The sequence below is a fragment of the Terrabacter terrigena genome (assembly GCF_042676085.1).
Taxonomy (GTDB): domain Bacteria; phylum Actinomycetota; class Actinomycetes; order Actinomycetales; family Dermatophilaceae; genus Terrabacter; species Terrabacter terrigena.
In genome coordinates this window covers 297,218-322,832 of the sequence record NZ_JBHTKH010000004.1, presented here as the reverse complement: position 1 = coordinate 322,832, position 25,615 = coordinate 297,218, and the positions used below count along the sequence as shown (strand labels likewise).

25 protein-coding genes are annotated in these 25,615 nt (G+C 71.0%); 6 read left to right on the top strand and 19 right to left on the bottom strand.

Features of this window, described 5'->3' with window-relative positions; translation table 11 throughout:
* Positions 1 to 50: 50 nt before the first annotated feature.
* From ACFQ2V_RS09075 to ACFQ2V_RS09055, 5 genes are all read right to left on the bottom strand, one after another.
* A complete protein-coding gene (locus ACFQ2V_RS09075; protein WP_386052345.1) occupies positions 51 to 1,064 on the bottom strand; it encodes a LacI family DNA-binding transcriptional regulator in 1,014 nt (337 codons plus the stop codon).
* Entirely contained in the window at positions 1,045 to 2,952 is a 1,908-nt protein-coding gene (locus ACFQ2V_RS09070) for a glycoside hydrolase family 13 protein (RefSeq protein ID WP_386052344.1), read from the bottom strand. Before ACFQ2V_RS09070 ends, ACFQ2V_RS09075 begins: the two co-directional genes overlap by 20 nt.
* A complete protein-coding gene (locus tag ACFQ2V_RS09065) occupies positions 2,949 to 3,893 on the bottom strand; it encodes a sugar ABC transporter permease (protein ID WP_386052343.1) in 945 nt (314 codons plus the stop codon). Before ACFQ2V_RS09065 ends, ACFQ2V_RS09070 begins: the two co-directional genes overlap by 4 nt.
* Positions 3,893 to 5,434 (bottom strand): ABC transporter permease subunit, encoded by a 1,542-nt coding sequence (locus ACFQ2V_RS09060; protein WP_386052342.1) that lies wholly within the window; start codon positions 5,432 to 5,434, stop codon positions 3,893 to 3,895. The genes ACFQ2V_RS09065 and ACFQ2V_RS09060 overlap by 1 nt, the downstream gene beginning before the upstream one ends.
* A gap of 167 nt (positions 5,435 to 5,601) precedes the next feature.
* Positions 5,602 to 6,927, bottom strand: coding sequence for a sugar ABC transporter substrate-binding protein (locus ACFQ2V_RS09055; RefSeq protein WP_386052341.1), 1,326 nt, complete (start codon positions 6,925 to 6,927; stop codon positions 5,602 to 5,604).
* A 274-nt stretch (positions 6,928 to 7,201) separates the two neighbouring features.
* On the opposite strand from ACFQ2V_RS09055, the gene ACFQ2V_RS09050 reads away from it, so the two are divergent.
* The 3 genes from ACFQ2V_RS09050 (at position 7,202) to ACFQ2V_RS09040 (ending at position 10,406) form a co-directional block, all read left to right on the top strand.
* Positions 7,202 to 8,305, top strand: coding sequence for an ABC transporter ATP-binding protein (locus ACFQ2V_RS09050; RefSeq protein WP_386052340.1), 1,104 nt, complete (start codon positions 7,202 to 7,204; stop codon positions 8,303 to 8,305).
* A gap of 188 nt (positions 8,306 to 8,493) precedes the next feature.
* The gene (locus ACFQ2V_RS09045; protein ID WP_386052339.1) at positions 8,494 to 9,165 is read left to right on the top strand and encodes a Pr6Pr family membrane protein; all 672 of its coding nucleotides are present in this window, start codon (positions 8,494 to 8,496) and stop codon (positions 9,163 to 9,165) included.
* Positions 9,162 to 10,406, top strand: a complete 1,245-nt coding sequence (locus tag ACFQ2V_RS09040) for a DUF4032 domain-containing protein (RefSeq protein ID WP_386052338.1) — start codon at positions 9,162 to 9,164, stop codon at positions 10,404 to 10,406. The genes ACFQ2V_RS09045 and ACFQ2V_RS09040 overlap by 4 nt, the downstream gene beginning before the upstream one ends.
* Positions 10,407 to 10,415: 9 nt before the next feature.
* Here the strand turns inward: ACFQ2V_RS09040 and ACFQ2V_RS09035 are convergent, their stop codons facing one another.
* The 9 genes from ACFQ2V_RS09035 to ACFQ2V_RS08995 form a co-directional block, all read right to left on the bottom strand.
* On the bottom strand, positions 10,416 to 10,913 hold the full coding sequence (locus tag ACFQ2V_RS09035) for a vitamin K epoxide reductase family protein (RefSeq protein ID WP_386052337.1): 498 nt from the start codon (positions 10,911 to 10,913) through the stop codon (positions 10,416 to 10,418).
* Between the two features lie 4 nt (positions 10,914 to 10,917).
* Complete coding sequence (locus ACFQ2V_RS09030; RefSeq protein WP_386052336.1) at positions 10,918 to 11,769, bottom strand: DUF929 family protein; 852 nt, start codon at positions 11,767 to 11,769, stop codon at positions 10,918 to 10,920.
* A gap of 175 nt (positions 11,770 to 11,944) precedes the next feature.
* Positions 11,945 to 12,916 (bottom strand): 23S rRNA (guanosine(2251)-2'-O)-methyltransferase RlmB, encoded by a 972-nt coding sequence (gene rlmB / locus ACFQ2V_RS09025; protein ID WP_386052335.1) that lies wholly within the window; start codon positions 12,914 to 12,916, stop codon positions 11,945 to 11,947.
* 1 nt (position 12,917) lies between these two features.
* A complete protein-coding gene (cysS, locus tag ACFQ2V_RS09020; RefSeq protein WP_386052334.1) occupies positions 12,918 to 14,408 on the bottom strand; it encodes a cysteine--tRNA ligase in 1,491 nt (496 codons plus the stop codon).
* A 268-nt stretch (positions 14,409 to 14,676) separates the two neighbouring features.
* A complete protein-coding gene (locus ACFQ2V_RS09015) occupies positions 14,677 to 15,276 on the bottom strand; it encodes a hypothetical protein (RefSeq protein ID WP_386052333.1) in 600 nt (199 codons plus the stop codon).
* Between the two features lie 87 nt (positions 15,277 to 15,363).
* A complete protein-coding gene (gene ispF, locus ACFQ2V_RS09010; RefSeq protein WP_386052332.1) occupies positions 15,364 to 15,858 on the bottom strand; it encodes a 2-C-methyl-D-erythritol 2,4-cyclodiphosphate synthase in 495 nt (164 codons plus the stop codon).
* Positions 15,858 to 16,679 carry an SDR family NAD(P)-dependent oxidoreductase gene (locus tag ACFQ2V_RS09005; protein ID WP_386052331.1) on the bottom strand — a complete coding sequence of 274 codons (822 nt, stop codon included), beginning with the start codon at positions 16,677 to 16,679 and terminating at the stop codon, positions 15,858 to 15,860. The genes ispF and ACFQ2V_RS09005 overlap by 1 nt, the downstream gene beginning before the upstream one ends.
* A gap of 87 nt (positions 16,680 to 16,766) precedes the next feature.
* Positions 16,767 to 17,441: a 2-C-methyl-D-erythritol 4-phosphate cytidylyltransferase gene (gene ispD, locus ACFQ2V_RS09000; protein WP_386052367.1), complete on the bottom strand. Its 675-nt coding sequence runs from the start codon at positions 17,439 to 17,441 to the stop codon at positions 16,767 to 16,769.
* Positions 17,442 to 17,479: 38 nt separating this feature from the next.
* Positions 17,480 to 17,962: a CarD family transcriptional regulator gene (locus tag ACFQ2V_RS08995; protein WP_030199704.1), complete on the bottom strand. Its 483-nt coding sequence runs from the start codon at positions 17,960 to 17,962 to the stop codon at positions 17,480 to 17,482.
* A 286-nt stretch (positions 17,963 to 18,248) separates the two neighbouring features.
* On the opposite strand from ACFQ2V_RS08995, the gene ACFQ2V_RS08990 reads away from it, so the two are divergent.
* Positions 18,249 to 18,770 (top strand): hypothetical protein, encoded by a 522-nt coding sequence (locus ACFQ2V_RS08990; protein ID WP_386052330.1) that lies wholly within the window; start codon positions 18,249 to 18,251, stop codon positions 18,768 to 18,770.
* 98 nt (positions 18,771 to 18,868) lie between these two features.
* Here the strand turns inward: ACFQ2V_RS08990 and ACFQ2V_RS08985 are convergent, their stop codons facing one another.
* A complete protein-coding gene (locus tag ACFQ2V_RS08985) occupies positions 18,869 to 19,552 on the bottom strand; it encodes a response regulator (RefSeq protein ID WP_386052329.1) in 684 nt (227 codons plus the stop codon).
* Between the two features lie 53 nt (positions 19,553 to 19,605).
* Positions 19,606 to 20,931 (bottom strand): sensor histidine kinase, encoded by a 1,326-nt coding sequence (locus ACFQ2V_RS08980; protein WP_386052328.1) that lies wholly within the window; start codon positions 20,929 to 20,931, stop codon positions 19,606 to 19,608.
* A 288-nt stretch (positions 20,932 to 21,219) separates the two neighbouring features.
* Here ACFQ2V_RS08980 and phoU point away from each other — a divergent pair, with 288 nt between their 5' ends.
* Complete coding sequence (gene phoU / locus ACFQ2V_RS08975) at positions 21,220 to 21,936, top strand: phosphate signaling complex protein PhoU (RefSeq protein ID WP_386052327.1); 717 nt, start codon at positions 21,220 to 21,222, stop codon at positions 21,934 to 21,936.
* A gap of 138 nt (positions 21,937 to 22,074) precedes the next feature.
* On the opposite strand, the gene ACFQ2V_RS08970 is transcribed toward phoU, so the two are convergent.
* The 3 genes from ACFQ2V_RS08970 to mshA are packed head-to-tail and all read right to left on the bottom strand — an operon-like array spanning position 22,075 to position 24,695.
* Positions 22,075 to 22,818 carry a phosphoglyceromutase gene (locus ACFQ2V_RS08970; RefSeq protein WP_386052326.1) on the bottom strand — a complete coding sequence of 248 codons (744 nt, stop codon included), beginning with the start codon at positions 22,816 to 22,818 and terminating at the stop codon, positions 22,075 to 22,077.
* A gap of 24 nt (positions 22,819 to 22,842) precedes the next feature.
* On the bottom strand, positions 22,843 to 23,379 hold the full coding sequence (locus tag ACFQ2V_RS08965) for a YbjN domain-containing protein (RefSeq protein ID WP_386052325.1): 537 nt from the start codon (positions 23,377 to 23,379) through the stop codon (positions 22,843 to 22,845).
* Entirely contained in the window at positions 23,376 to 24,695 is a 1,320-nt protein-coding gene (mshA, locus tag ACFQ2V_RS08960) for a D-inositol-3-phosphate glycosyltransferase (protein ID WP_386052324.1), read from the bottom strand. The genes ACFQ2V_RS08965 and mshA overlap by 4 nt, the downstream gene beginning before the upstream one ends.
* 118 nt (positions 24,696 to 24,813) lie before the next feature.
* Here mshA and ACFQ2V_RS08955 point away from each other — a divergent pair, with 118 nt between their 5' ends.
* Positions 24,814 to 25,611 (top strand): class I SAM-dependent methyltransferase, encoded by a 798-nt coding sequence (locus ACFQ2V_RS08955; RefSeq protein ID WP_386052323.1) that lies wholly within the window; start codon positions 24,814 to 24,816, stop codon positions 25,609 to 25,611.
* Positions 25,612 to 25,615: the final 4 nt, after the last annotated feature.

Here is a 25,615-nt window from a genome sequence, read left to right as displayed (position 1 = left end):
CGTCGCCAGGACGCCGCCGTATGCCGCCGAACGGAGTCAGGCGTCCGCGGTCAGCGACGCCGGACGGCGCCGGTCGAACCGCGGACGACGAGCTCAGGGCGGAAGACGTACTCCGCTCTCGGAGAAGGCTGTCCGGCGATCTCGTCGAGGAGGGCGCGTACGGTGGCCGCACTCATCGCGTTGACGCTCTGGCGCACCGTCGTCAGCGGCGGGTCGGTGAAGGCGATGAGGGTCGAGTCGTCGTAGCCGACGACGGAGAAGTCGCGCGGCACGCTGAGTCCGCGCTTGCGGGCCTCTCGGATGGCACCGAGGGCCATCAGGTCCGAGCCGCACACGACGGCCGTGGCGCCCCGGTCGAGCAGTCGCCCGGCCGCGGTGGCACCGCCCTCGACGCTGAAGAGCGAGCGCTCGATGAGGTCGTCGACGTCGGAGCGCCCGGTCAGCTCCTGCATCGAGTGCCGGAACCCGGTGATCTTGCGGATGACCGGCACGTAGCGGTCGGGCCCCACGGCCAGGCCGATCTCGCGGTGCCCGAGGCTGACGAGGTGCTCGAGCGCGAGGCCCATCGAGGCGACGTCGTCGTTGCTGATGAACGGCGCGTCGACGCCCTCGATGAAGCCGTTGACGAGCACGAGCGGCAGGTTGCGGTCGCGAAGGGCGATGTAGCGCTCGGGGCCGGTCGTCGTGTCGGCGTGCAGCCCCGAGATGAAGATGATGCCGGCGACGCCGCGCTCGAGCAGCATCTGGACGTAGTCGTCCTCGTGCACCCCGCCGGCGACCTGCGTGCACAGCACCGGCGTGTAGCCGTTCTGCGCGAGGGAGTTCTCGATGATCTGCGCGAAGGCCGGGAAGATCGGGTTCGTCAGCTCGGGGACGATGAGCCCCACAAGCCCGGCGCTCTTGCGGCGCAGGCGACTCGGCCGGTCGTAACCGAGCACGTCGAGAGCTGTCAGCACGGCCTGGCGGGTCGACTCGGCCACCCCCGGCTTGCCGTTGAGCACCCGCGACACCGTGGCTTCAGAGACGCTCGCCTGGTCGGCGATGTCACGCAGTCGCGCCTTCACGTCGCCTCCCCCTTCGTCGCACGTGACGTGCCCCGTCATCGGTGGGGCGCCACGTCCAGATGCTGACGCCGGGCCCCGTGGCGCTCAGTGTGACAGCACGCTTGCCGATCTTCGGACGGGGTCCGTATTCCGACGCGCCCGACTCGATGCCGGCGAGATGTCGCGGGTCGAGGACGACGGGCTCGTGCGCGGCGCGCGCGACGTGGACGAGTGCGACCTCGTCGAGCGTCTCGCGCAGGTAGACCACGGCGTCGCCTTCGGCGTGCACCCAGCGCAGGCCTCCGCGACGCAGGGCGACCGACCGTTGACGGGCCGCGATGAGCCCGCGGTAGATCGCGAGCGTCGTTGCGTCCCAGTCGTTCTCGTCCCACGGCATCGGCCGTCGGCCATCTTCGCCGAACGTGCCCTCCATGCCGATCTCGTCGCCGTACGTGAGCATCGGCATCGACGGGAAGGTGAAGAGCAGGCCGGCTGCGGCCTCGACGGAGCCGGGCCCGACGAGCGTGCGGATGCGCGGCACGTCGTGCGAGCCGACGAGGTTGAAGGAGTGCACGAGCGACTGCCATGCGATGCGCGAGGTGAAGTCGCGCATCGTCTCGACGACCGAACCGGCGTCCAGCAGCGGCAGCGGCACCGGCGCCCCGAGGAAGCGCGGGTCCTTCGGCTCCTGGCGCAGCCACGTCCACGCGGGCTTGCAGAACCCGGCGTAGTTCATGATGCCGTGCCAGCCGTCTCCGGGCAGGTCGACGGTGTAGTCGTGGAAGTGCTCTCCGACGAGCAGCGCATCCGGCGCCACGCGTCCGAGGACGTCGCGCATCTGCCGTGCCACGCAGTGGTTGACGTCGGTGTCGCGCCAGCGACCGGTCATGTTGGCGACGTCGACGCGCCAGCCGTCGAGGCCACCCGCGCGTCCGAGCCACTTGCGCACGACGCCCTGCGGGTGCTCGAAGATGCGGCGTCGCAGCGCCGCGTTGAGGTGGTTGAGCTTCGGGAGGGAGGGCACACCGAGCCAGGCGACGTAGGTGCCGTCCTCCCAGATGTAGTAGTCGCGCTCGGGCTTGGATTTGCCGCCCGGGCCGGCCGCGGCGAGGAACCACTCGTGGGCGTTGCCCGTGTGGTTCGTCGTGAAGTCGCCCATGACCTTCATGCCCCGCTCGTGGGCAGCCTTGGTCAGCCGGCGCAGCGCCGGCGCCCCGCCGAGCAGCGGGTCGATCTGCTCGAAGCAGGAGGCGTCGTAGCGGTGGTTGGACCGTGCCGGGAAGAACGGCGTCATGTAGACGACGTCGACGCCGAGCGACTCGAGGTGGTCGAGGTGCTCGGTGATGCCGTCGAGGTCGCCGCCGTAGAGCTGGTGGGCGACGCCCTTCGGGCTGATGTCGACCGGGTCGGACCAGTCGGCCGGGATCGCCCAGTCGGGCGTCTCGTGCTGGTCGGCGCCCTTCGAGCGGGCGAAACGGTCGGGGAAGATCTGGTAGACGACCGAGCCGAGCGCCCACTCCGGCGGCGGCGAGTCGTGCGCGACGAGTCGGAAGTCGCTGGCGTCGGGCACGTCGCGCCGGTGCACGCCCGTGCCGTTGAGCCAGGCGTACTTCGTCGGGCCGCCCGTGAGCAGGAAGCGGTAGCTGGTGACGGGGTTGTGGCACGTCAGCGTCGCGCGCCACCAGTCGTCGTTCGCGGAGGTGCGCACCTTCTTCGCGACGGTGAACGTCGCCTCGCCGTCGGGCGACGTGCGCACGTGGACCGCGTCGACCTCGGCCTCGAGCGGCACGCGTACGAGGACGTCGACGCGGTCACCGAGACGCGGGGACTGGTTCGAGACGTACCGCCCCGACCCGTCGTGGTGCGGCTGGGTCAGCCACGTGTGGTGGCGGGTCGGGGCAGGGCTCACTTCACGGATCCGGTGGTGAGACCGCCGACGAGCTGCTTCTGGAAGGCCAGGTAGAGCAGCATGACGGGGATGGAGCCGAGGAGCGCGCCCGCCGTGAACCGTCCGAAGAGGGTGTTGGCGTCGTTGCCGAGCGTCATGCCGTAGAGTCCGACGCCGAGCGTCTGGGTCTCGACGTCGGTGAGGAAGACGCTGGCGAGCATGAACTCGCCGTAGAGACCGACGAAGACGAGCATGAACACCGTGACGAGGATAGGCATGACGAGGCGCAGCGTCATGGTGAAGAAGATGCGCACGTGGCTCGCGCCGTCGACGATCGCGGCCTCGTCGAGCTCGCGGGGCACCGTGTCGAAGTAGCCCTTGAGCAGCCACACGTTGGCACCGAGCGCGCCACCGAGGTAGGCGAGGATCAGGCCGGTCAGCGTGTTGAGGCCGAAGGACGGCAGCGCGTCACCGATGCCCGCGAAGATGATGTACATCGCGACGATGGCGAGCAGCGCCGGGAAGAACGTCGTCAGCAGCAGGAACATCATGCCGCCGCGCCGGCCCTTGAACCGCAGGCGCGAGAAGGCGAACGCGGCACAGGCGCCGATGAACACGGCACCGATCGCGCCCACGAACGAGATGATCATCGAGTTCTTGTACCAGCTCCAGAACGGACGCGAGCTGTCGCTGAACAGGGCCTCGAAGTTCGCGGTCGAGAAGCCCGAGGGCCACAGGCTCGCCGTGTTGAGCGTGCCGCTGGGGTTCGTCGCCGCCGACCAGATGAAGAGGATCGGGAACAGCGCCCAGGCCAGGGCGACGAGGCCCAGGAGGTGGCGCCACCAGACGCTGCCGCCGAGGCCTGACCGCCGGGGTGAGGCCGGCGTGCTGCGGCCGGTCTCGGCCTCGACGCGCGTGTCGAGGCGCGGGTCGGTGGGGACGGGAGCGTTGACGGTGGACATCAGTTGACCTCCTCGAGGGCCTTGGTGCGCCGGAAGCCCGGGATGCTCATGAGCGCCACGAGCAGGAAGATCACGACCGACACCGCGGCGGCGAAGCCGTAGTTCGGAGCGCTTCCGGAGAAGGCCAGTCGGTACGCGTACGTGATGAGCAGGTCGCTCGACCCGATGCTCGTGTCGGCGCCGTTGAACGGGCCGCCCTTGGTCAGCAGGTAGATGAGACCGAAGTTGTTGAAGTTGAAGGCGAACGACGCGAGCAGCAGCGGGCCGACGGCCACGAGCAGCAGCGGCATGATGATCGAGCGCAGGGTGCGGAACGCGTTGGCGCCGTCGATGGTCGCCGCCTCCCGCACGTCCTGCGGGATCGACTGCAGCGCACCGGTGCACACGATGAACATGTACGGGAAGCCCAGCCACAGGTTCGTGATGAGAATGGCGGCCTTGGCCCCGATCGGCGTGCCGAGCCAGTCGACGCCGAGGTGCAGCGTCTGGTTGATGATGCCGTAGTCCTGGTTGAACATGCCCTTCCACACCAGCGCCGTGACGAAGCCGGGCAGCGCGTACGGGAGGATCAGCAGGGAGCGGTAGATGCCCTTGCCGCGCAGCTTCGGGTCGTTGAAGAGCAGGGCGATGAGCATGCCGAGCAGGAACGTGGAGAGCACCGAGATGATGGCGAAGGCGACGTTCCACACGAAGATGCCGATGAAGCCGCTGCGGATCGTGTCGTTGGTGAGGATGCGCGTGTAGTTGGAGAGGCCGATGTTCTCCTTCCAGCCCTGGGGGAAGGACTGGGTGGCGTCGGTCGTGCTGACCCACCGGGCGTCACGCGGCTCGTAGACCGTCGGCGGCTGGGTGGAGGTGTCGGTGAGGCGGTCGGCCTTGGCGTCGTAGGTGACGGTCGACTTGCCCTCGAAGGCCTCGGAGAGACCGACCGGCTTCACGCCACCACCGTCGCTGGTCGGGACGGCGAGGCTCTGGAGCTCCTTGCGGGCGTTGACCTGCCTGGCGTTGAGGATCGTGTAGCCGGGCGCCTTGGTGATCTTGCCGACCGGCGTCTTGTCGACACCGGCGGCGTCGAGCGGCTTGAGGCCCGTCTTGTCGCCGACGAACATCGTGCCGTCGGGCTTGGTCAGCAGCAGCACGAGGTCGCCCGTGTCGGCGCTCTCGCCCTCCTTGGTCGCGACGGACATCTTGTAGCGCGGCGTGTTGGGGACCTCACGCACCGACTGGGCGATGATGTCGCTGACGGACTCCTCCTTGGTGTTGAGGTGTCCGTCGCCGTAGTTCGTCAGCGAGAGGTTCGCGGTGTAGACCACCGGGAAGAGCTGGAAGAGGGCCATGAAGATGAGCCCCGGCACGAGGTACTTCAGGGGGACGGCGCGGCGGGTCGCGTAGACCGCGAGGATCCCCATCCCCACCAGGCCGGCGATGACGACAGCCGTCACGTTGCCGGCCGCGGCGAGCTTGGCGGCGATCCACAGGATGCCGCCCAAGGTCGCGATGATGAGGACCCACTTGATCGCGAGCGCGATGGGCTTGGTCATGTGACACGTCCTTTTGCGCCGAGCCGGCGCCGTTGCCGTAGGTGCACGGAGGGGTGGAGCGTCCCGAGCTCAGCATCTCGAGCGGCTCCGGGGCGGCCCGAACCGGGCCGGGACCCCGGGACCCGCCCTGGAGGCGGGCCCCGGAACCCCTTTCAGATCAAGGGAGCTCAGCCCTTGGCGATGTTGGCCGCGATCTCCTTGGCCGCAGCGTCGAGACGCTCCTCGGCGCCGGCCTTGCCCGAGATGATGTCAGCGGTCGCCTGGCCGAAGGGGCCCCAGACCGAGTTCATCGCGGGGATGTTCGGCATCGGCTTGCCGTCGACGCCGGCCTCGTACCACGCCTTGACGTCGGGGTCGGTGGCGGACACCTCGTCGTAGGCCTCCTTGAGGGCCGGCGGACGCTTGCCGACCTCGAAGAGCGCGAGCTGGACGTCCTTGCGCGGGATGTAGTTCGTGACGAACTCCTGCGCGAGAGCGGCGTTCTTGGCCTTGCTCGAGACGTAGAACATCTGGACGCCGAGGAACGGCTTCATGGCGCCGCCGCCGGAAAGGCTGGGCAGCGGGGCGATGCCGTAGTTGATGCCGGCCGCCTTGGCCTTGGCGACGCTCCACGGGCCGCTGATCATGAACGGCGCGGCCTTCGTGTCGAAGAGGGCGTCCTGGTTCGTGTCGTCGACGTTGGTCGAGAGGACCTTCTGCTTGCCGAGGGCGGCGAGGACCTCGCCACCCTTGACGGAGCCGGAGCTGTTGACGAGCAGCTTGTTCGGGTCGTAGTCGCCGTTGGCCTTGGTGGCGAAGATGCCGCCGTCGGAGAACGCCGCGAGGTACGGGTAGGCGAAGTACGCGTTGCCGACCTTGGAGACGAACTGCGACATGACCTGCTTGGCCTTGCCGTCCTTGACGAGCTTCTCACCCATGGAGACGAGCTCGTCCATGGTCTTCGGCGGGTTCGGGACGAGGTCCTTGTTGTACATGAGGCCGATGTTCTCGACGGCGTAGGGCACGCCGTAGCTCTGGCCGTTGAACTTCGTGGCCGCGATGGCGGTCGGCAGGAACTTGGCAGCGACGTCGGCCGAGAGGTTGACCGGAGCGACGGTCGAGTTCTGGACGAGCTCACCGAGCCAGTCGTGCGCGCCGACGATGACGTCGGGGCCCTTGCCGACCTTGGTGGCGTCCTTGAACTGGGTGCGGGTGTCGGTCGCGATCTGGACCTTGACCGTGATGCCGTTCTCGGCGGCGAACTGGTCGGCGTACTTCTGCACGGCCTTGGAGCGGTCGGCGTCGGTCCAGATGACGAGGTCGACGTTGGCGTCGCGGACCGGGGCAGCGGTGCCGCTCGGGGTCTCCGGGGTGCCGGTGGTGGTGGCAGCAGCACTGCTCGTGCCGGAGCCGCCGGTGTTGGACGGGGTGGTGGGGCTGGACCCACCGCAGGCGCTGAGGGCCAGGGCGGCAACACCCGTGACGGCAGCAGCGCCGAGCGCACGCTTGTGCATGGATTCTCCTTTGAAGCCAGGTGGCACACGCCGCCACCGGTTTGTGGGACGGACCTTAGCAAGAAATTGCAGGGACTTGGAACAGGGCTTGCAGCAAGTTCTTGCAACGTTCTGGACACGTCCCAAGGACGCCCCCCGGAGCCACCTCCACGGACGAGGGGTGGCCAAGCCGCGCGGCTTGGGCCATGATGACGATGCCTGCTCACCCGGGCAGGCACCCCTTTACAACGGATCGTCCGGCACGTTCCTGCCGGTGAAGGAAGGCAAAGAAGCCATGGCAACAGTGACGTTCGACAACGCGACGAGGCAGTACCCCGGTAACCCGATTCCCTCCGTCGACAAGCTCAACATCGAGATCGCGGACGGGGAGTTCCTCGTCCTCGTCGGCCCCTCCGGGTGTGGCAAGTCCACCTCCCTGCGCATGCTCGCCGGCCTCGAGGAGGTCAACGGCGGACGCATCCTCATCGGCGACCGCGACGTGACGAACCTGTCCCCCAAGGACCGCGACGTCGCGATGGTCTTCCAGAACTACGCGCTCTACCCGCACATGTCCGTCGCCGACAACATGGGCTTCGCCCTCAAGATCGCCGGCGTCGACAAGGCCGAGATCCGCAAGCGCGTCGAGGAGGCTTCCAAGATCCTCGACCTGACCCCCTACCTCGACCGCAAGCCGAAGGCCCTCTCGGGTGGTCAGCGCCAGCGTGTCGCCATGGGTCGGGCGATCGTGCGCTCCCCCCAGGTCTTCCTCATGGACGAGCCGCTGTCCAACCTCGATGCCAAGCTCCGCGTGCAGACCCGCACGCAGATCGCCTCGCTCCAGCGTCGTCTCGGCGTCACCACCGTCTACGTCACGCACGACCAGGTCGAGGCCATGACCATGGGCGACCGGGTGGCGGTACTCAAGGACGGCATCCTCCAGCAGTGCGACAGCCCGCGCCGCATGTACGACCACCCGGCCAACGTCTTCGTGGCCGGCTTCATCGGCTCGCCGGCCATGAACCTCATGGACGTGCCGGTCACCGACGGCGGCGTCGACCTGCACGGTCACACGGTGCCGGTCTCGCGCGAGGACCTCTCCGGTGTGGGCAAGCACGTCACCCTCGGTGTGCGACCCGAGGACCTCGAGCTGTCCTCCGACAACTCGGGCATCCCCGTGACGGTCGACGTCGTCGAGGAGCTCGGCGCCGACGCCTACATCTACGGCTCGAGCGAGCAGAAGCTGCTCGAGGCCACCGGCGAGAACGCCGGCGCCGTGCCCTTCATCGCGCGCGTCGACGGTCGTCGCCCTCCGCAGAAGGGCGAGAAGATCTACCTCAAGCCGAAGGCGGGCCACGTGCACGTCTTCAACGCGGAGTCCGGCGAGCGCGTCGGCGCGTGACTCGCCTCTGACGCAACCAGACACACACCGCCGGGCCGGCACCCTTCCAGGGTGCCGGCCCGTCGGCTGCCCGCGGCCGTATGCCGTGCGGCCCGGTGCCGGGCGCGACGTGCACCCGGCACTCGGCCCGTGCCGGGCACGCGGCGCGTTGCGGGAACACGGCATACACAAGCCGTAGGCTCCGAGTCGTGACGGGGCCCAGCACGAGGCAGACGATCGGGCGGTACTGGCACCTCGCGACGTTCGCCGTCACGGTCTTCGCGCTCGTCTTCCAGCTCTACCTCGTCGCGAGCGGCGACAGCATCCTCGACTCGAGCGCAGTCACGACGGCCCGGCCCGAGCAGATCCGGCGCTACTTCTCGTACTTCACGATCCAGGCGAACCTCCTCGTCGCCGTCTCGACCTATCTTCTCGTCCGGGTTCGCCGCGACTCCCAGGTGCTGCGCGTGCTACGGCTCGCCTCTCTCATCGGGATCACCGTGACCGGCATCGTCGCGGCCGTCGCGCTGCCGCCCTCGCCGAGCTACACGACGGGCAGCCTCGTGTGCGACCGGCTGCTGCACATCGTCGTGCCCGTGCTGACGTTCGTCGGATGGGTCGCCTTCGGCCCACGAGGCCTGGTCGCGCGCGCCGACGTGCTGCCGTCGCTCATCTGGCCGATCGTCTGGCTCGTCGCGACGCTCACGCTCGGACCGGTCGTGCACTGGTACCCCTACCCGTTCATCAACGTGGACCGGATCGGCTACGGCTCGGCCCTGCTCAGCTGCACCGCGATCGCCGCACTGTTCCTTGCCCTCGCGACGCTGGCGCTGTGGGCTGATCGACGCCTGTCGCGCGACCGTGCCACGATGGCGGGGTGACGCTCGAGATCACCACCGCGCGACCCGAGTCCGCCCTGCTCGACCTGCCCTGGTCGACGCCGCTCGAGGAGTGGCCCGAGTCGTTCCTTGCGGCGCTCCCCCGTGGCATCTCCCGCCACGTCGTCCGCTTCGTCAAGCTCGGTCCACGAGTGCTGGCCGTCAAGGAGATCAAGGCCGACATCGCCGACCGCGAGTACGCCATGCTGCGCAACCTGCGCCGTCTCGACGTGCCCTCCGTCGAACCGTTCGGCGTCGTGCACGGGCGCACCACCGTCGACGGCGAGCCGCTCGGCGCCTGCCTCATCACCAGACACCTGCAGTTCTCGCTGCCCTACCGCGCGCTCTACAGCCAGAACCTGCGCCCCGACACCGCAGTGCGCCTCATGGACGCCCTCGCACTGCTCCTCGTACGCCTGCACCTCGAGGGCTTCTGGTGGGGTGACGTGTCGCTGTCCAACACCCTCTTCCGGCGCGACGCCGGCTCGTTCGCCGCCCACCTCGTCGACGCCGAGACCGGCGAGCTGCACGCCAAGCTCTCCGACGGTCAGCGCGAGCACGACCTCGACATCGCCCAGGTCAACATCGCCGGCGAGCTCATGGACCTCGACGCCGGCGGGTTCCTCGAGGAGAGCGCCGACCCGTTCGAGGTCGCGGCCTCGATCATCGAGAGGTACCACACGCTCTGGGACGCCCTCACCGGCACCGAGCGCTTCGAGCTCGGCGACCGGTGGCGCGTCGACGAGCGCATCCGCCGCCTCAACGAGCTCGGCTTCGACGTCGACGAGCTGTCGATCACCACCGACATCGGCGGCACCGAGATCGTCATCACCCCCAAGGTCGTCGACGCCGGCCACCACTCCCGCCGCCTGCTGCGCCTCACGGGCCTCGACGTGGGCGAGAACCAGGCGCGTCGCCTGCTCAACGACCTCGACGCGTATGCCGCCGCGACCGACCGCCAGGGCGAGGACGAGGAGATCGTCGCCCACGACTGGCTCTCCCGCTGCTACGAACCCGTCGTGCGCGCCGTGCCCCGTGACCTCAAGACCCGTCTCGAGCCCGCCGAGATCTTCCACGAGGTGCTCGAGCACCGCTGGTACATGAGCGAGCAGGCGGGCCACGACACCCCGATCGAGGAGGCCCTGCAGGACTATCTCGCCACGGTCCTGCCGGCCAAGCCGGAGGAGAAGTCGGTGGTGGGCGTCGACACCGAGGAGATGCCGGTCATCGGCCGGCTCGACTGAGCCGGCGGCCTACTCGTCGGCCGGTCCGGAGAGGATCTGGCCGAAGAGCACGGCGACCCAGAGCACGAAGGTCAGCACGTGGACGACCGTGCACCACAGGCAGATCGCGTGGATGCGGAACAGCTCGGCCCACACGAGGTAGAGCGCCATGCCGAGGCCGATCGTCAGCCAGGCCAGGCGTGCCGGGTCGAGCCACCCCTGCGCGCGGCGCCAGGTGCCGGGCAGGCACAGCCACAGCGTGACGGCGAAGAAGACGAGCCCGAGCAGCGCGACCGGAACCCCCACGAAGGTGCTCCACGGTGAGCTCGTGACCTTGGCGCAGTCGACGATGCCGCCGATGCTGCACGCGAGGGTCGAGTTCGCGGTGAAGTGCTCGAAGGTGAGGTACGCCGAGACGAGCAGGCCGAGGACGCTCAGCGTCAGGGACAGCGGCGCGAGCCAGCCCGGCCGCACGCGTACGGCTGCGGTGGGCGCCTGGCCGTGCGCGTCGCCACGCAGCGAGCTCATCGGGTCACCGCTTGAGCAGGACGGACGCGGCGACGACGCCCTGGCTCGTGCAGACGTTGGCCGGCTGGTTCTTGGTCTGCGAGCAGATCTGCGCCGTGATCATGTTGATCGCCGGGGTGACCGTCTTGCCGATGTCGGACTTCGGGTCGGAGATGCCGGCGATGATCTGGTCGTAGGTCTTGCCCTCGAAGACGTTCGCGTCGACGGTCGCGCCGCTCGTCGAGTGCGTGCCGCCGTAGCTGATCCAGGGGATGCCGCCCTCGGGGTTGAACTTCTTGAAGAGCGCGAGGTTCTCACCCTCGAGGGTCTGCAGCGGCTTGTTGTTGCGGTCCTGGGTCTCGACGGCCTCGAAGGCGACGACGTTGCTCGTGAACTTCGCGTCCTTGAAGGAGAACGTCGGGGTGTCGGGATGCACGTCGCTGCTCGAGCTCGTCGTCTCGGTGATGCCGGTGAACGTGCCGAAGCGGGAGAGAGCGCCGATCAGGGCCCAGCGCTCCATCGCGCAGAACGGGCAGAACTCGGCGCCGACGTAGAGCACCTTGGGCTTGCCGTCCTGCGTCAGCGCGGTGCCGCCCTGGAGCTTGACGGGCGCCTGAGAGGGGGCCGGGGCCGGCGCGGAGTCGAAGAGCGAGGGCGGGAGGGTCTCGAGCTTCTGCAGCGCAGCCGCTCCGCCGGACGCGGCGGGGGTGTCGGCGGGCCGGTTGGAAATCGCGATGCCGACGACGACGGCGATGACGACCACCACGACCGCCACGGCGGCCGCGACGACCTGCCTGCGCTGGCGGTCCTTGCGCGCCGCCTCGGCCCGCAGCTGCGCTGCCCGGGCTGCCGTCTCTGCGCGGTTGCTCCTGGCCACGGGTTCCGTCCTCCGTCTGTCCTGCTGCCGAGCGCAGCCGCGGTTGTTACTACACGCCGTAGTTGTGCGGGACAACTCTACCGACGTCATCTGGACCAGCGTCGGAGGGCCTCCCCGAGTTCCCGGGCCGGGGCAGCGAGCACGTATGCCGCCGAGCGGCCCCGGACGGCACACGTCAGCTGCGGCGCTGGCGGGCGATCTCGTAGAGCGTGACGCCCGTGGCGATGCCGGCGTTCAGCGACTCGACGGCCGAGCTCATCGGGATCGAGACGATCTGGTCACAGGTCTCGCTGACGAGGCGCGAGAGACCCTTGCCCTCGGAGCCGGTGACGATCACGAGCGGCTCGTTGGCGAGGGCCAGGTCGGGCAGCTCGACGTCGCCCTCCATGTCGAGGCCGAGGATGAAGAAGCCGGCCTTCTTGAAGTCCTCGAGCGCCCGGTTGAGGTTGCTCGCCTTGGCGACCGGGACGCGCGCGGCGGCTCCGGCCGACGTCTTCCACGCCGAGGCGGTCATGCCGACCGAGCGACGCTCGGGCACGACGACACCGTGGCCACCGAACGCCGCGACCGACCGGATGATCGCGCCGAGGTTGCGCGGGTCGGTGATGCCGTCGAGGGCCACGACGAGCGGGATACCGGGCATGTCGGGGTCGATGAGGTCGTTGGGGTGGGCGTAGTCGTAGGGCGGCACCTGCAGCGCGAGGCCCTGGTGCACCGCGCCGTCGGTGAGCCGGTCGAGCTCGCCGCGCGGCGTCTCGAGGATGGGCAGGCCCCGCTCGGTCGCGATCTTGAGGGCCTCGCGCACGCGGTCGTCGGAGTCGATGCGTCCGGCGACGTACATCGTCGACACGGGGATGTCGGCGCGCAGCGCCTCGACGACCGAGTTGCGCCCGGCGACGATCTCGCTCGAGCCCTTGGTGCGCCGCTGCGGTCGGGCCGGCCCGCGACCCGTCGACGCACCCGGACCGCCGCCCTGCCGCTTGGCCACAGCCTTCGCGCGCTTATGGGCCGGGTGGTACTCGCGGTCGGCGGCCTTGGGCGTGGGGCCCTTGCCCTCGAGCCCGCGACGACGCTGGCCGCCGGAGCCGACGGTCGCGCCCTTGCCGCCCTTGCGAATGGCGCCGCGCCGCTGGGAGTTGCCTGGCATGTCAGCCCTGTGCCTTCTCGGCCCCGAGGGCCGCGTTCGTGGAGTCGGGGGCGTCGGCCGCGGCCCGCGTCGGGCGCGCGAGCGACCACTGGGCCCCCGACGGGGTGTCGGTGATCTCGATGCCGACGGCGGTCAGCTGGTCGCGGATCTCGTCGGCCCGCTCGAAGTCGCGCTCCTGTCGGGCGACCTGGCGGGCGTCGAGCTGGGCGCGGACGAGCGCGTCGAGCGCGAGCTCGGCGGCGGCGTCCTGCCGGCTGCTGCCGGAGCCCCAGTGGGCCGCCAACGGGTTGACGCCGAGCACATCGGTCATCGCGACGACGGCGGCGGCTGCGGCCAGCGCGGCCTCGTCGTCGTCCTCGTCGAGGGCGCTGTTGCCGGCGCGCACCGTGTCGTGCACGACCGCGAGCGCCCCGCTGACACCGAGGTCGTCGTCCATCGAGGCGACGAACGCCTCGGGAAGCGCAGCGGTCGCGAGCGGCTCGATGGGGCCGCGCCGCGACGCGCGCTCGAGGAAGCCCTCGATCCGGTCGACGGCCGCCGACGCCTCGTCGAGCGAGCCGGGGTGGTACTCGATCATCGACCGGTAGTGCGCGGCCGTGAGGTAGTAGCGCAGCACGATGGGCCGCGTCTCCTCGAGCAGGTGCCGCACCTCGAGGGCGTTGCCGAGCGACTTGCCCATCTTCTGGCCCTTGACCGTCACCCACGCGTTGTGGAGCCAGTACCGCGCGAAGCCCAGGCCCGCGGCCCGGGACTGCGCCAGCTCGTTCTCGTGGTGCGGGAAGCGCAGGTCGATGCCGCCGCCGTGGATGTCGAACTCGTCGCCCAGCCAGCGCCGCGCCATCGCCGAGCACTCGAGGTGCCAGCCCGGGCGACCGGTGCCGAACGGCGTCGGCCACGAGGCGCTCTCGGGCTCGTCGGACTTGCGTCCCTTCCAGAGGGCGAAGTCACGCGGGTCGCGCTTGCCGCGCGGGTCGGCGTCGTCGGCGTTCGCCATGTCGTCGATGGACTGCCCGGTGAGCGAGCCGTACTCGGGCCAGGAACGCACGTCGAAGTACACGTCGCCGCTGCCGTCGGGGGCGGCATACGCGTGCCCCTTCTCGATGAGCGTCTCCATCAGGGTGATCATGTCGGGCACGTGGCCGGTGGCGCGCGGCTCGTAGGTGGCCGGCTCGACCCCCAGCGCGTCGAGCGCCTGAGCGGTGAGCCGCTCGTTGCGGTAGGTCAGGGCGAACCAGTCCTCGCCGGCCTCGACCGCCTTGCGCAGCACCTTGTCGTCGATGTCGGTGACGTTGCGCACGAGCGTCACGTCGTAGCCGTGACCGGTCTCGAGCCAACGGCGCAGCACGTCGAACGCCACGGCGAATCGGATGTGGCCGATGTGCGGCGCACCCTGCGTCGTGAGACCACAGATGTACATGCCGACCTTGCCCGTCTCGCGCGGCGTGAAGTCGCGCAGCTCCCGGGTTGCAGTGTCGAACAGTCGTAGGGTCACCCGCCGAAGTCTATCGGCGCGCCACGTCGCACCCGACCACGCGCCCCCGAGCACGTATGCCGTCCGGCGGGCGCGCGCCGACGGCCTCCTCGCGCCTCGCACCCGGACCACCCTGGAAGAGCGTGTCACCTGTGAGGACGACGCCGAGCTCTCGTCGCTCGCTGGTTGCGCCCGGCCCGCGTGAGGGTTCCTGGACGCGGGTCGGGTCGGTTCGGCCGCCAACGTACGACGAGTGAGACCAGGCCCCGCGGCCGGGTCCGCGCTCGCGTCAGCGCCTGCGGTCCTCCTGGCCCGTGTCGTCGCCGTCGACTCCCGGGCGGTCGGCCTGCGCCCGGTCGTTCCACTCGGCGTCGCCGCCGCCCCGGCCGTCGCGATCGTCCCGACCGTCACGGTCGAGGTCGGGCCGGTCCCGACGGTCCCACCCGGGGTCCGCGCGGTCGGGGCCGTCGTGCCGGCGCTCGATCGGCGTGCCGACGCGGTTGCCGTCCTCGTCGAGCCGGCGGCCCTCCTTGTCGGTGCCGATGTCGGGGTCGTGCAGGTCGGCCTCACGCAGCCGCTCGTCCCGCTCGCGGCGTACCTCCTCGGCCCCGCTGGTGCGGTCGCGTGCCTCGGCGTCCAGCCGCTCGGCCTCGACCTGGGCCCGTTGCGCCTGCGCGCGGGCCATCTGCGACCGCGCCTCGGCCTCGGTGGCAGCAGCCTCACGCTCCCGAAGGTCCCGGTCGTGCTCACGGGCCTCGTCGCGGATGTCTGCGGCCCGCTCCCGTTGGGCGTCGACACGGTGGCCCCTGCCACGCGCGGCGACGAAGCCGATGGCCGCGAGAACGACGACCACCGCCACGACGATCCAGATGATGGTGCTTACCTGCATGCCGACCTCCTCGACGGGCCACGCGTCGATGCGTTGCCCTACGCCGGTGGCCTACCCGGCCGGGACGGCGTCAAGCGCGACCGCCGCTCACGGCGTCCGCGGTGCCACCACGAGGGCGGTGGCGATGGCCGCGACGCCCTCCCCACGCCCGGTCAGGCCCAGACCGTCGGTCGTCGTGCCGCTCACCGAGACCGGAGCCCCGGCGGCCGACGACAGCGCGGTCTCGGCCTCGCCCCGCCGGCTGCCGACCTTCGGCGCGTTGCCGACGACCTGGACGGCGATGTTGCCGATCTCGAAGCCGGCCTCACGCACGAGCCGGGCCGCCTCTGCCAGCAGGGTCGCACCGGATGCGCCGGCCAGCTCGGGCCGCGACGTGCCGAAGTGGGCACCGAGGTCACCGATCCCGGCAGCGGAGAAGAGCGCGTCGCACGCGGCGTGTGCGGCGACGTCGGCGTCGGAGTGGCCGTCGAGACCGCGCTCCCCCGGCCAGTGCAGACCGGCGACCCAGAGCTCACGGTCGGAGCCCTCGGGGGCGTACGCGTGGACGTCCACGCCGACGCCGACGCGCGGCAGCGCCGTCATCACTCCTGCTTCCAGTCGATCGGTGCGCGGTGCACCTTGTGCGGCGCCGCCTGCGCGACGGGCTTGATGACCATGGTGTCGATGTTGACGTGCTGTGGCAGGCCCACGGCGAAGCCGACGCACTCCGCGACGTCGTCGGCGACGAGTGGCCGGTCGACGTTCTCGTAGACCTTGTCGGCAGCCGCCTGGTCGCCGTGCAGCCGGGTGAGCGAGAACTCCTCGGTGCGCACCATGCCGGGGCGGATGTCGATGACGCGGATGTTCTCGCCGTTGAGCTCCAGCCGGAGCGTCTCGGAGACCACGGACGTGCCGTGCTTGGCCGCGACGTAGCCGGCCCCGCCCTCGTAGACGCGCTCGCCGGCGATCGAGCTGATGTCGACGATCGTGGCGCGGGACGAGCGGCGCAGCAGCGGCAGCGCGGCCTGGGTCACCCGCAGCGTGCCGACGACGTTGCTCGAGTACATGCGCTCCCACTCGTCGGGGTCGCTGTCCTCCACACGGGTCACGCCGAGGGCACCGCCGGCGTTGTTGACGAGCACGTCGCAGCGGCGGAGGCTCGCGACGCCGCCCTCGACGGAGGCGCCGTCGGTGACGTCCATGACCACGGCCCGGGCAGCCCCACCGGCGCCCTCGACGGCGGCGACGACCTCGTCGAGCTTCTCGCGACGGCGTCCTGCGACGACGACCTCGAAGCCGTCCGAGGCGAGGCGGCGGGCGATGGCCGCTCCGATGCCGGTGCCTCCGCCGGTGATGAGGGCGAGAGGTCGGTCCTGCCGGGTCGAGCTGTCGGTGGTCTGCTCAGTCGTCGCGTCCGTCGTCACGCAGCCGAGGATAGGCGCTCCCCCGTTCGATGTATCTGCGCGGCCCGGAGGCCGCGCAGATACATCGAACCGGATGGGGCGCTGGGGTCAGGAGGTGACGCCGAGGAGGCGGGCGGCGGTCTCGAGGTCGGCCGAGGTCGTCACCTTCAGCGCGCGCGGGTCGCCGTCGACCACGAGCACCGGCTCGCCGAGCCGCTCGACGAGGCCGGCGTCGTCGGTGGCGTCGCTCGACGTCGCGTGGGCGCGCACAAGGACGTCGCGGCGAAAACCCTGCGGCGTCTGGACCGCCCGCAGCGTCGAGCGGTCGGGTGTCGCGACGACGACGCCGTCGGGGTCCACCTGCTTGACGGTGTCGACGACCGGCGTGCCCGGCACGACCGCCACGGCCCCGGCCTCGACGGCCGCGACGACCCGGTCGAACACCGCAACCGGCGTGAGGCAGCGGGCCGCGTCGTGCACGAGCACCACCTCGACCCCGTCGGACAGGGCCCCGAGGCCGGCCGCCACGGAGTCGCCGCGCTCGGCGCCGCCCACGACGACCGTCACGACGCCACGGGCCCCGACCTCACGGCATACCGCCTCGGCGATGGCCCCCGCGGTGTCGACCTGGGCCGCGGGCACGACGAGCACCACCTCGGAGACGGCCGCACACGACAGAACCCCCCGCAGGGCGTGCCCGAGAAGGGGCACCCCCGCGAGGGGCACGAACGCCTTGGGGACCGCAGCCCCCAGACGTGAACCGGAGCCGGCCGCGACGACGATGACGCCGACGCGACCGGCTCCGGTCTGGTGTGAGCCGCTCAGGACGCGAGGACCTCGTCGAGGATGGTCTCGGCCTTCTCCTCGTCGGTCTTCTCCGCGAGCGCGAGCTCGGACACGAGGATCTGGCGGGCCTTGGCGAGCATCCGCTTCTCACCCGCGGACAGGCCGCGGTCCTGGTCACGACGCCACAGGTCGCGCACGACCTCGGCAACCTTGATGACGTCACCGGACGCGAGCTTCTCGAGGTTCGCCTTGTAGCGACGCGACCAGTTGGTCGGCTCCTCCGTGTGCGGGGTGCGCAGCACCTCGAACACGCGGTCCAGACCCTCCTGGCCCACGACGTCACGAACGCCCACGAGGTCGCAGTTCTCGGCTGGCACTTCGATCGTCAGGTCACCCTGAGCGACCTTGAGCTTGAGGTAGAGCTTGTCCTCTCCCTTGATCGTGCGTGTGTTGATCTCTTCGATGAGTGCAGCCCCGTGGTGGGGGTACACGACCGTCTCGCCGACCTTGAAAACCATCTGCTGTTTTCCCCTTTCGCGACCTCCAGATTATCACGATCCGCCGCCCATCGCGATTTCAGGATCCGGCATCATCGCAGGTCAGAGCCACAGTTCGACCGCAGGACGTCACGCGGGACGTCTTGACAGACAGCCGGTTCTCGTGCATCGCAAGGGCCCCCCGACGGGCCCTGGGTCGCCACTCGCGACGGGCACGACCACTGCCGGACACACGCGGTGGCCTCCGCCCGGCCCCTTGCGGCGGGTGCACGATGCGCTCGACGGGCCCGCCGGTAGGCTGTCGCCCGTGAAGCGTCGATTCCTCGCCCCGGCCCCCGCGCGTCGCCCGTCCACCCGTCGGGTGTCCACGGTGCTGGCCGGCGTGGCCCTCGCCGCCGTGACGACCGGCTGCCAGGTCAACTCCCCCATCCAGACGAACGTGGAGTACGTCCCGGCCGACGGTGTGCCGGCCAACGTCGGCGAGCTCGCCCTGCGCGACCTCGCGCTCATCGGCGACGGCAAGGGCACGGTCGTCGTCTCCGGCTCGGCCGTGAACCTCGGCCAGCAGGACATGACGGTCCAGATCGCTGCCCAGGCCGACCCGAACGCCGCCACGCAGCCCACCGGCTCCGAGGTGCGGCTCGGCCCGCGCGAGCAGGTCAACCTCGCCACGAAGGGGCTGCAGCTGCGCTCCGTCACGACCAAGCCGGGTGGCATCGTCCCGGTCACCGTCACGTCGAGCTCCGGCGGCACGACGGTCGTCAAGGTGCCGGTCCTGCCGGCCACCGGCTACTACGCCACCATCACGCCGGCACCGACCGGCGGCTGAGCCACCCGCGCCCGCACGCACGGGCCAGCAGGTACGCGAGGGGCGGCCCACCGCACGGGGGGCCGCCCCTCGCGTGTCCGGGGGTGCGTGACTGCGGCTCAGTTGGCCTCGAACTTGTAGCCGAGCCCCCGCACCGTGACGATGTGCACCGGGTTGCCCGGGTCGGGCTCGATCTTGGCGCGCAGCCGCTTGACGTGGACGTCGAGGGTCTTGGTGTCGCCGACGTAGTCGCTGCCCCACACCCGGTCGATGAGCTGCATCCGCGTGAGCACGCGGCCCGAGTTGCGCAGGAGCATCTCGAGCAGCTCGAACTCCTTGAGCGGCAGCGACGCGGAGCGCCCCTCGACGCTGACGGTGTGGCGCTCGACGTCCATGCGAACCGGCCCCGACTCGAGCGTCGAGGGCAGCAGGTCCTCGGGCTCGGCGAGGCGGCGCAGCACGGCCTTGACGCGGGCGAGCAGCTCGCGGCTCGAGTAGGGCTTGGTGACGTAGTCGTCGGCGCCGATCTCGAGCCCCACGACCTTGTCGATCTCGCTGTCCTTGGCCGTCAGCATGATGACCGGCACCGAGGAGCGCTGGCGCAGGGCCCGGCACACGTCGACGCCGGAGAGCCCGGGGAGCATGAGGTCGAGCAGGACGAGGTCGGCGCCGTTCTTGTCGAACTCGGCCAGGCCGTCGGGCCCGGTCTCGGCGACGGCGACGTCGTAGCCCTCCTTCTTGAGCAGGTAGGACAGCGGGTCGGAGAACGACACCTCGTCCTCGACGATGAGAATGCGACTCAAGACTGGCCTCTCGGGATCGGGCGGCTGGCCGGCGGGGTGGGGTCGGGTTCTGGTCAGGCGTTGACGGTCGGACCGGGGCCGGTCCTTCGCGCCTCGGCCGGGGGCAGGTGTGCGGGGGCCTCGGGAGCCGGCCCGGCGGCATACGCCCCGGGCGGGTGCAGCGACGGCGCAGGCGTGGGACCTGCCGGCTCGGGACCGACCTGCTCGGACCCGCTCGACAGGGTCGGGACGGACGCAGGCTGGATGGCCCCCGGCGCGTTGGCGGCAGGCAGCTCGATGGTGAACGTCGACCCGCGGCCGACCTCCGACCACACCGACACGTTGCCACCGTGGTTGTCGGCGACGTGCTTGACGATCGCCAGGCCGAGCCCGGTGCCCCCGGTCGCCCGCGAGCGGGCGGTGTCGACGCGGTAGAACCGCTCGAAGATGCGCTGCTGCTCGTCGGCGGGGATGCCGAGACCCTGGTCGGTGACCGAGACGTCGATGACCCCGGGCCGACTGCGGCGCACCTTGACGCCGACGCGCGTGCCCTTCTCGGAGTACGCGATCGCGTTGCCGATGAGGTTGCTGACGGCCGTCGTGACCAGCTCGGCGTCGCCCCACACCTCGCACCCGTCGTCGATCGCCGCGGCGAGCTCGATGCGGTTCTCCTCGGCGAGCAGGCGGCTGCGCTCGGCCGCGTCACGCGCGCAGGCGCCCACGTCGATGATGGCGGGGTCCTTGATGACGTCGGCGCCCTGGAGGCGCGACAGCTCGACGATCTCCCTGACGAGCCGCGTCAGCCGCGTGGACTCGACGCTGATGCGCTTGGCGAAGCGCGCTACGGCCTCGGGGTCGTCGTGCGCGTCGAGCACGGCCTCGGCGAGCAGCGAGATGCCACCCACAGGGGTCTTCAGCTCGTGGCTGACGTTGGCGAGGAAGTCGCGGCGGATCTCCTCCACCCGGGCCGCCTTCGAACGGTCCTCGACGAGCAGCAGGACGTGGTCACCGCGCAGGGGCGCCACCCGGGCGGCGACCACGAGGCGGCCGTCGCCGAGGCCCTTGCGCAGGACCATCTCGGCCTCACGGATGACGCCGTCTCGTCGCACCGCCCTGGCGAGGTGGAGCAGCTCGGGGTGGACGAGCTCCTGGCCGCGGACGAGGCCCTGCGCCACCGCGGCCGGCGAGTTGTTGACGACGCGGTCGGACGAGTCGACGACGATGCCGCTCGAGCGCAGCACAGCGATGACCTCGCCCACGCCCGGGGGCAGCGGCGGGTCGGGCGGCGCCGGGTCGTCGGCGGCGGAGGAGCGGTCCGACAGGCGTACGGCGACCATCGCCAGGCCGCCCAGGGCGAGGCCGGCGATGCCACCGAGCGTTGCCGCGGTAGTCGGGTCCACGACACTCAGCGTACGCATCCGGCAGGCAGGCTCGGACCACGCGCGGCTCCGTCGTGCGCAGCGCGAACCCACTGTTCACCTGAGCGTCCCCACGCATTCACGCAGCCCTGCGAACCTCTGCACCAGCGGGGGCCCGAGTCTCCCCGCGCGGTGTGCCGCCCGCGCGCCCGCGTGGTGGCAGGCTGGACGAAGCCAGACACGACCAGCGCCGGACCAGCGCCCCGACGAGCGCCACGACGGCGCGACGACCGCGCCACCACGGCACGACCGGCAACCGACAGGAAGACCATGCGCGACCAGTTCCACGAGGACCTCGACACCATCTCGGACCAGCTCGTCGAGCTGACCCGGCTCGCGGGGTCCGCCATCTCCCGCGCCACGACGGCGCTCCTCGACGCCGACGTCCACCTCGCCGAGTCGGTCATCGAGGCCGACCGCAAGCTCGACGACATCCGCATCGAGCTCGACGAGATGTCCATCGACCTGCTCGCCCGGCAGCAGCCCGTGGCGACCGACCTTCGCATCGTCGTCACGGCCATGCACATGAGCTCGGACCTCGAGCGCATGGGCGACCTCGCCCGCCACGTCGCGAAGGTGGCCCGGCTGCGCACGCCCGACTCCGCCGTGCCACCCGAGCTGCGGTCGCACATCCTCCAGATGGGCCAGGTCGCCGAGGCGATCGTCGCCAAGTGCGGCTCGATCATCGCCAGCAAGGACGTCGCCGGCGCCATCGCCCTCGACAAGGACGACGACGCCATGGACGAGCTGCACCGCCAGCTCTTCGCCGCCCTGCTCGACGAGAACACCAGCTGGTCGCGCAGCTCGATCCTCGACCTGACGCTCGTCGGCCGCTACTACGAGCGCTTCGCCGACCACGCCGTCTCGGTGGCGCGACGCGTCGTCTACCTCGTCACCGGCGAGTACGACTCCGAGGTCAGCTACGACCACGAGGACGCCGAGGACGCCGACGTGCTCGACTCCATCGAGCACGACACCCCCGCCTGACCCTGGGCACTCCCCGCACCGGCACCACCCCCAACCGTCGAGAGGCCACGTCTGGCCTCCTCGGCGCAGTCGAAAGGCCACCCCTCGGTCGCGAGGAGTGGCCTTTCGACGGTTGAAGCAGGGGAGGGACGGGGCCGGTCAGCGGCCCTGGTTTGCCACGGCCTCGGCGGCGGCCTCGGCAGCCTCGGGGTCGAGGTAGCGGCCGCCCCGCGTGACGGGACGGAACTGCTCGTCGAGCTCGTAGACGAGCGGCATCCCCGTCGGGATGTTGAGGGCCGCGATGTCGTCGTCGGAGATCTCGTCGAGGGTCTTGACCAGGGCACGCAGCGAGTTGCCGTGGGCGGCGACCATCACGGTGAGGCCGTCGGCGAGGTCGTTCTGGATCTCGTTCTCCCAGTAGGGCATGAGGCGCGCGACGACGTCCTTGAGGCACTCGGTCGCGGGCATCGCGGGACCGAGGCCGGCGTAGCGCGGGTCGCCGTTCTGCGAGAACTCGTCGTCCTCGTCGATGGGCGGCGGCGGCACGTCGTAGGAGCGGCGCCACTCCATGAACCTCTCCTCGCCGTACTGCTCGAGGGTCTGCTTCTTGTTCTTGCCCTGCAGCGCGCCGTAGTGCCGCTCGTTGAGGCGCCAGTCGCGCTTGACCGGGATCCAGTGCCGGTCGGCCGCGTCGAGCGAGAGGTTCGCGGTGGTGATGGCCCGACGCAGCACCGAGGTGTGCACGATGTCGGGCAGGATGCCGGCCTCCTTGAGCTGCTTGCCGGCGCTGACGCCCTCGGCGCGGCCCTTGTCGGTGAGGTCGACGTCGACCCAGCCGGTGAAGAGGTTCTTGGCGTTCCAGTCGCTTTCGCCATGACGGACGAGGACGAGCGTGTAGGTCATGGCCGCCAGCCTAGCGACGGCCCGTCAGGCGCCGGACCCGTCGTCCAGCAGGTGACGGAAGGCGTCGAGGTTGCGCGTCGACTCGCCCCGGGACACGCGCCACGCCCACTCCTTCTTCATCGACCCGAGGAAGCCGAGGGCCAGCAGCTCGTTGAAGACGTCGTCGCTCGCGCCGAGCACGATCCCGAAGAGCTGGTCGAGGTGCTCGGCGTCCAGCGCGACCGTCGGCACCTCGCCGCGCAGGTAGACGTCGCCGTCGGTGTCGATGGCGTACGAGACGCCCTGGAGCCGGAGGTTCTTGCGCAGCAGCGTGCGGTAGAAGGCCTCGTGGTTCTCGTCGGGGTTGCGGATGACGAACGCGCTGAGGCTCGTCGTGCGGTCGCGCACCAGCACGGACAGGACCGTCCTCAGCTTCTTCTCGCCGGGGAGGGTCACGACGTACTCCCCCGGGCGGCCGCCGAGCTCCCACTCGAGCCCGACCGAGCCCAGGTATGCCGTCAGGCGGGCCTCCGCGGCCGCACCGGCCGACAGCGCCCCGACGTCCGCCGCCGCCTCGCTCACGGGATGACCGCCGTCGGGACGCCGACGAGGTTCTGGCCCTCGTCGATCGGCGACTCGGCCGACCCGGTGGCCCGCTCGCGGATCGCCTGGCGGTAGACCTCGAGCAGCCGGTCCGTCGTGGCCGCCCACCCGAACTGCGCCGCGTGCCGGACGGCCGCCGCGCCGAGCTCGAGGCGGCGGGTGTCGTCGTGCAGCAGCGACTCGACGGCGTCGGTCCAGTCGGGGATGCCGTGGCCGTCGACGAGGACACCGGCCTCACCGACCGCGGTGGGCAGCCCCCCGACGTGCGCGGCGACGACGGGGGTGCCGCAGGCCTGGGCCTCGATGGCGACGAGCCCGAACGACTCCGAGTGGCTGGGCACGACGACGAGGTCGGCGGCGCGGTACCACTGGGCGAGCACGGGCCGGTCGACCGGGCGCACGAACCGGACGACGTCCTCGATGCCGAGGGTGCGGGCGAGCTCCTCGAGCTCGTGCGGGCGGGTCAGGCCACTGCCGCTGGGGCCGCCGAGGACGGCGACGGTGAGGTCGACGCGACGCGACGGGTCGCGGCGCAGCAGCTCGCCGGCGACCCGGAGCAGGACGTCGGGGGCCTTGAGCGGCTGGATGCGCCCGACGAAGAGGAGCAGCCGGCCCTCGACGGGCAGGCCGAGCTCGCGACGCGCAGCCCCCCGGTCGCCGGGGGTGAAGGTCGACAGGTCGACGCCGGGTGGGACGACGGACACCTTGGCCGGCGGGGCGGCATACAGCTCGACGAGCTCGCGGGCCTCGTCGTCGGTGTTGGCGATGAGGCGGTCGGCCGCCTCGACCACCTGGACCTCGCCGATCTCGCGGCCGCGCGGCTCGGGCCGGTCGCCCTCGGCGAGGTGGAGGTTCTTGACGCGGGCCATCGTGTGCATCGTGTGGACGAGGGCGACGCGCCAGCGGTCGGCGGCGAGCCACCCGACCTGGCCCGAGAGCCAGTAGTGCGAGTGGACGAGGTCGTAGTGGTCCTCGGGAACGGAGAGCCCGGCCTGCATGGTGCCGGCCGAGAAGGCGCACAGCTGGCCCGGCAGGTCCTCCTTGGCCAGCCCCTCGTAGGGCCCGGCGGTGACGTGGCGCACGGTGACACCGGGCACCAGCTCGACCTCCACCGGCATCTCGCCCGTGGTGCGCCGGGTGAAGATGTCGACCTCGACGCCGCGCGCTGCGAGCTCCTTGGCGGTCTCGGCGACGTAGACGTTGAGTCCGCCGGCGTCACCGGTGCCCGGCTGCTCGAGGGGCGAGGTGTGGACGCTGATCATCGCCACCCGTCTCGGATCGGCCACCATCGGCATCCCTTCGTCCTGCGCGCTCGTGCTCTCCCCGACTCAACCACACGCAGGATTGGATGTATTCCACGGCGGGCGAACGCCGCGGTGCGTCGACCCCGGGGCGAACGCGTACCCTGCGGTCGTGGCCAGGCAGCGCCCCGTGGGGACCATCACGCGCGGGACGACCAACCCGAACCGGCTGCGCCGCTGCGACCGCTGGATCGCCGGGCCACAGGGGTGGCGGCTGCGCCGCGCGACCACCCCGCCGGTCGTCGTCGACCTCGGCTACGGCGCCTCCCCGATCACGGCCGTCGAGCTGCACGACCGGCTGCGTAGGGTGCGACCCGACGTCGAGGTGGTCGGCATCGAGATCGACCCCGACCGCGTCGCCGCGGGCCGCCCCCTCGAGCGCGCGGGCCTGACCTTCCGGCTCGGCGGGTTCGAGGTGCCCCTCGACGGTGGGACCCGGCCCACAGTCGTGCGGGCGTTCAACGTGCTGCGCCAGTACGCCGAGGGCGATGTCGCCGACGCGTGGGCACTCGTGCAGGCGCGCCTCGCGCCGGACGGCCTGCTCGTCGACGGCACGTGCGACGAGATCGGCCGGCGTGCCTCGTGGGTCGCCGTCGACGCGTCGGGACCGCTCAGCCTCACCATCTCTCTCCGGATGGGCGGCCTGGAGCAGCCGTCGGACGTGGCCGAGCGGCTGCCCAAGTCCCTGATCCACCGCAACGTGCCGGGTGAGCCCGTCCACGCGTTCCTCACCGACCTCGACGACGCCTGGGCCCGCAGCGCGCCGCAGTCGTCGTGGGGTGCCCGCCAGCGGTTCCTCGCGATGTGCGACGACGTACGCCGGCGCTGGCCGCTGCTCGACGGACCGTCGCGCTGGCGGCTGGGTGAGGTCACGGTCGACTGGTCGGCGGTCGCGCCCACGACCCGCTGAGGCG

What these genes read in the sequence shown, in the direction of transcription:
- ACFQ2V_RS09035 (WP_386052337.1), bottom strand. Translation starts at nt 10,913, where the DNA reads ATGAGCTCGCTGCGTGGCGACGCGCACGGCCAGGCGCCCACCGCAGCC.
- ACFQ2V_RS08970 (WP_386052326.1), bottom strand. Translation starts at nt 22,818, where the DNA reads ATGACCTACACGCTCGTCCTCGTCCGTCATGGCGAAAGCGACTGGAAC.
- ACFQ2V_RS09055 (WP_386052341.1), bottom strand. Translation starts at nt 6,927, where the DNA reads ATGCACAAGCGTGCGCTCGGCGCTGCTGCCGTCACGGGTGTTGCCGCC.
- ACFQ2V_RS09015 (WP_386052333.1), bottom strand. Translation starts at nt 15,276, where the DNA reads ATGCAGGTAAGCACCATCATCTGGATCGTCGTGGCGGTGGTCGTCGTT.
- phoU (WP_386052327.1), top strand. Translation starts at nt 21,220, where the DNA reads ATGCGCGACCAGTTCCACGAGGACCTCGACACCATCTCGGACCAGCTC.
- ACFQ2V_RS09065 (WP_386052343.1), bottom strand. Translation starts at nt 3,893, where the DNA reads ATGTCCACCGTCAACGCTCCCGTCCCCACCGACCCGCGCCTCGACACG.
- ACFQ2V_RS09050 (WP_386052340.1), top strand. Translation starts at nt 7,202, where the DNA reads ATGGCAACAGTGACGTTCGACAACGCGACGAGGCAGTACCCCGGTAAC.
- mshA (WP_386052324.1), bottom strand. Translation starts at nt 24,695, where the DNA reads ATGCCGATGGTGGCCGATCCGAGACGGGTGGCGATGATCAGCGTCCAC.
- ispF (WP_386052332.1), bottom strand. Translation starts at nt 15,858, where the DNA reads ATGACGGCGCTGCCGCGCGTCGGCGTCGGCGTGGACGTCCACGCGTAC.
- ACFQ2V_RS08995 (WP_030199704.1), bottom strand. Translation starts at nt 17,962, where the DNA reads ATGGTTTTCAAGGTCGGCGAGACGGTCGTGTACCCCCACCACGGGGCT.
- rlmB (WP_386052335.1), bottom strand. Translation starts at nt 12,916, where the DNA reads ATGCCAGGCAACTCCCAGCGGCGCGGCGCCATTCGCAAGGGCGGCAAG.
- ACFQ2V_RS09060 (WP_386052342.1), bottom strand. Translation starts at nt 5,434, where the DNA reads ATGACCAAGCCCATCGCGCTCGCGATCAAGTGGGTCCTCATCATCGCG.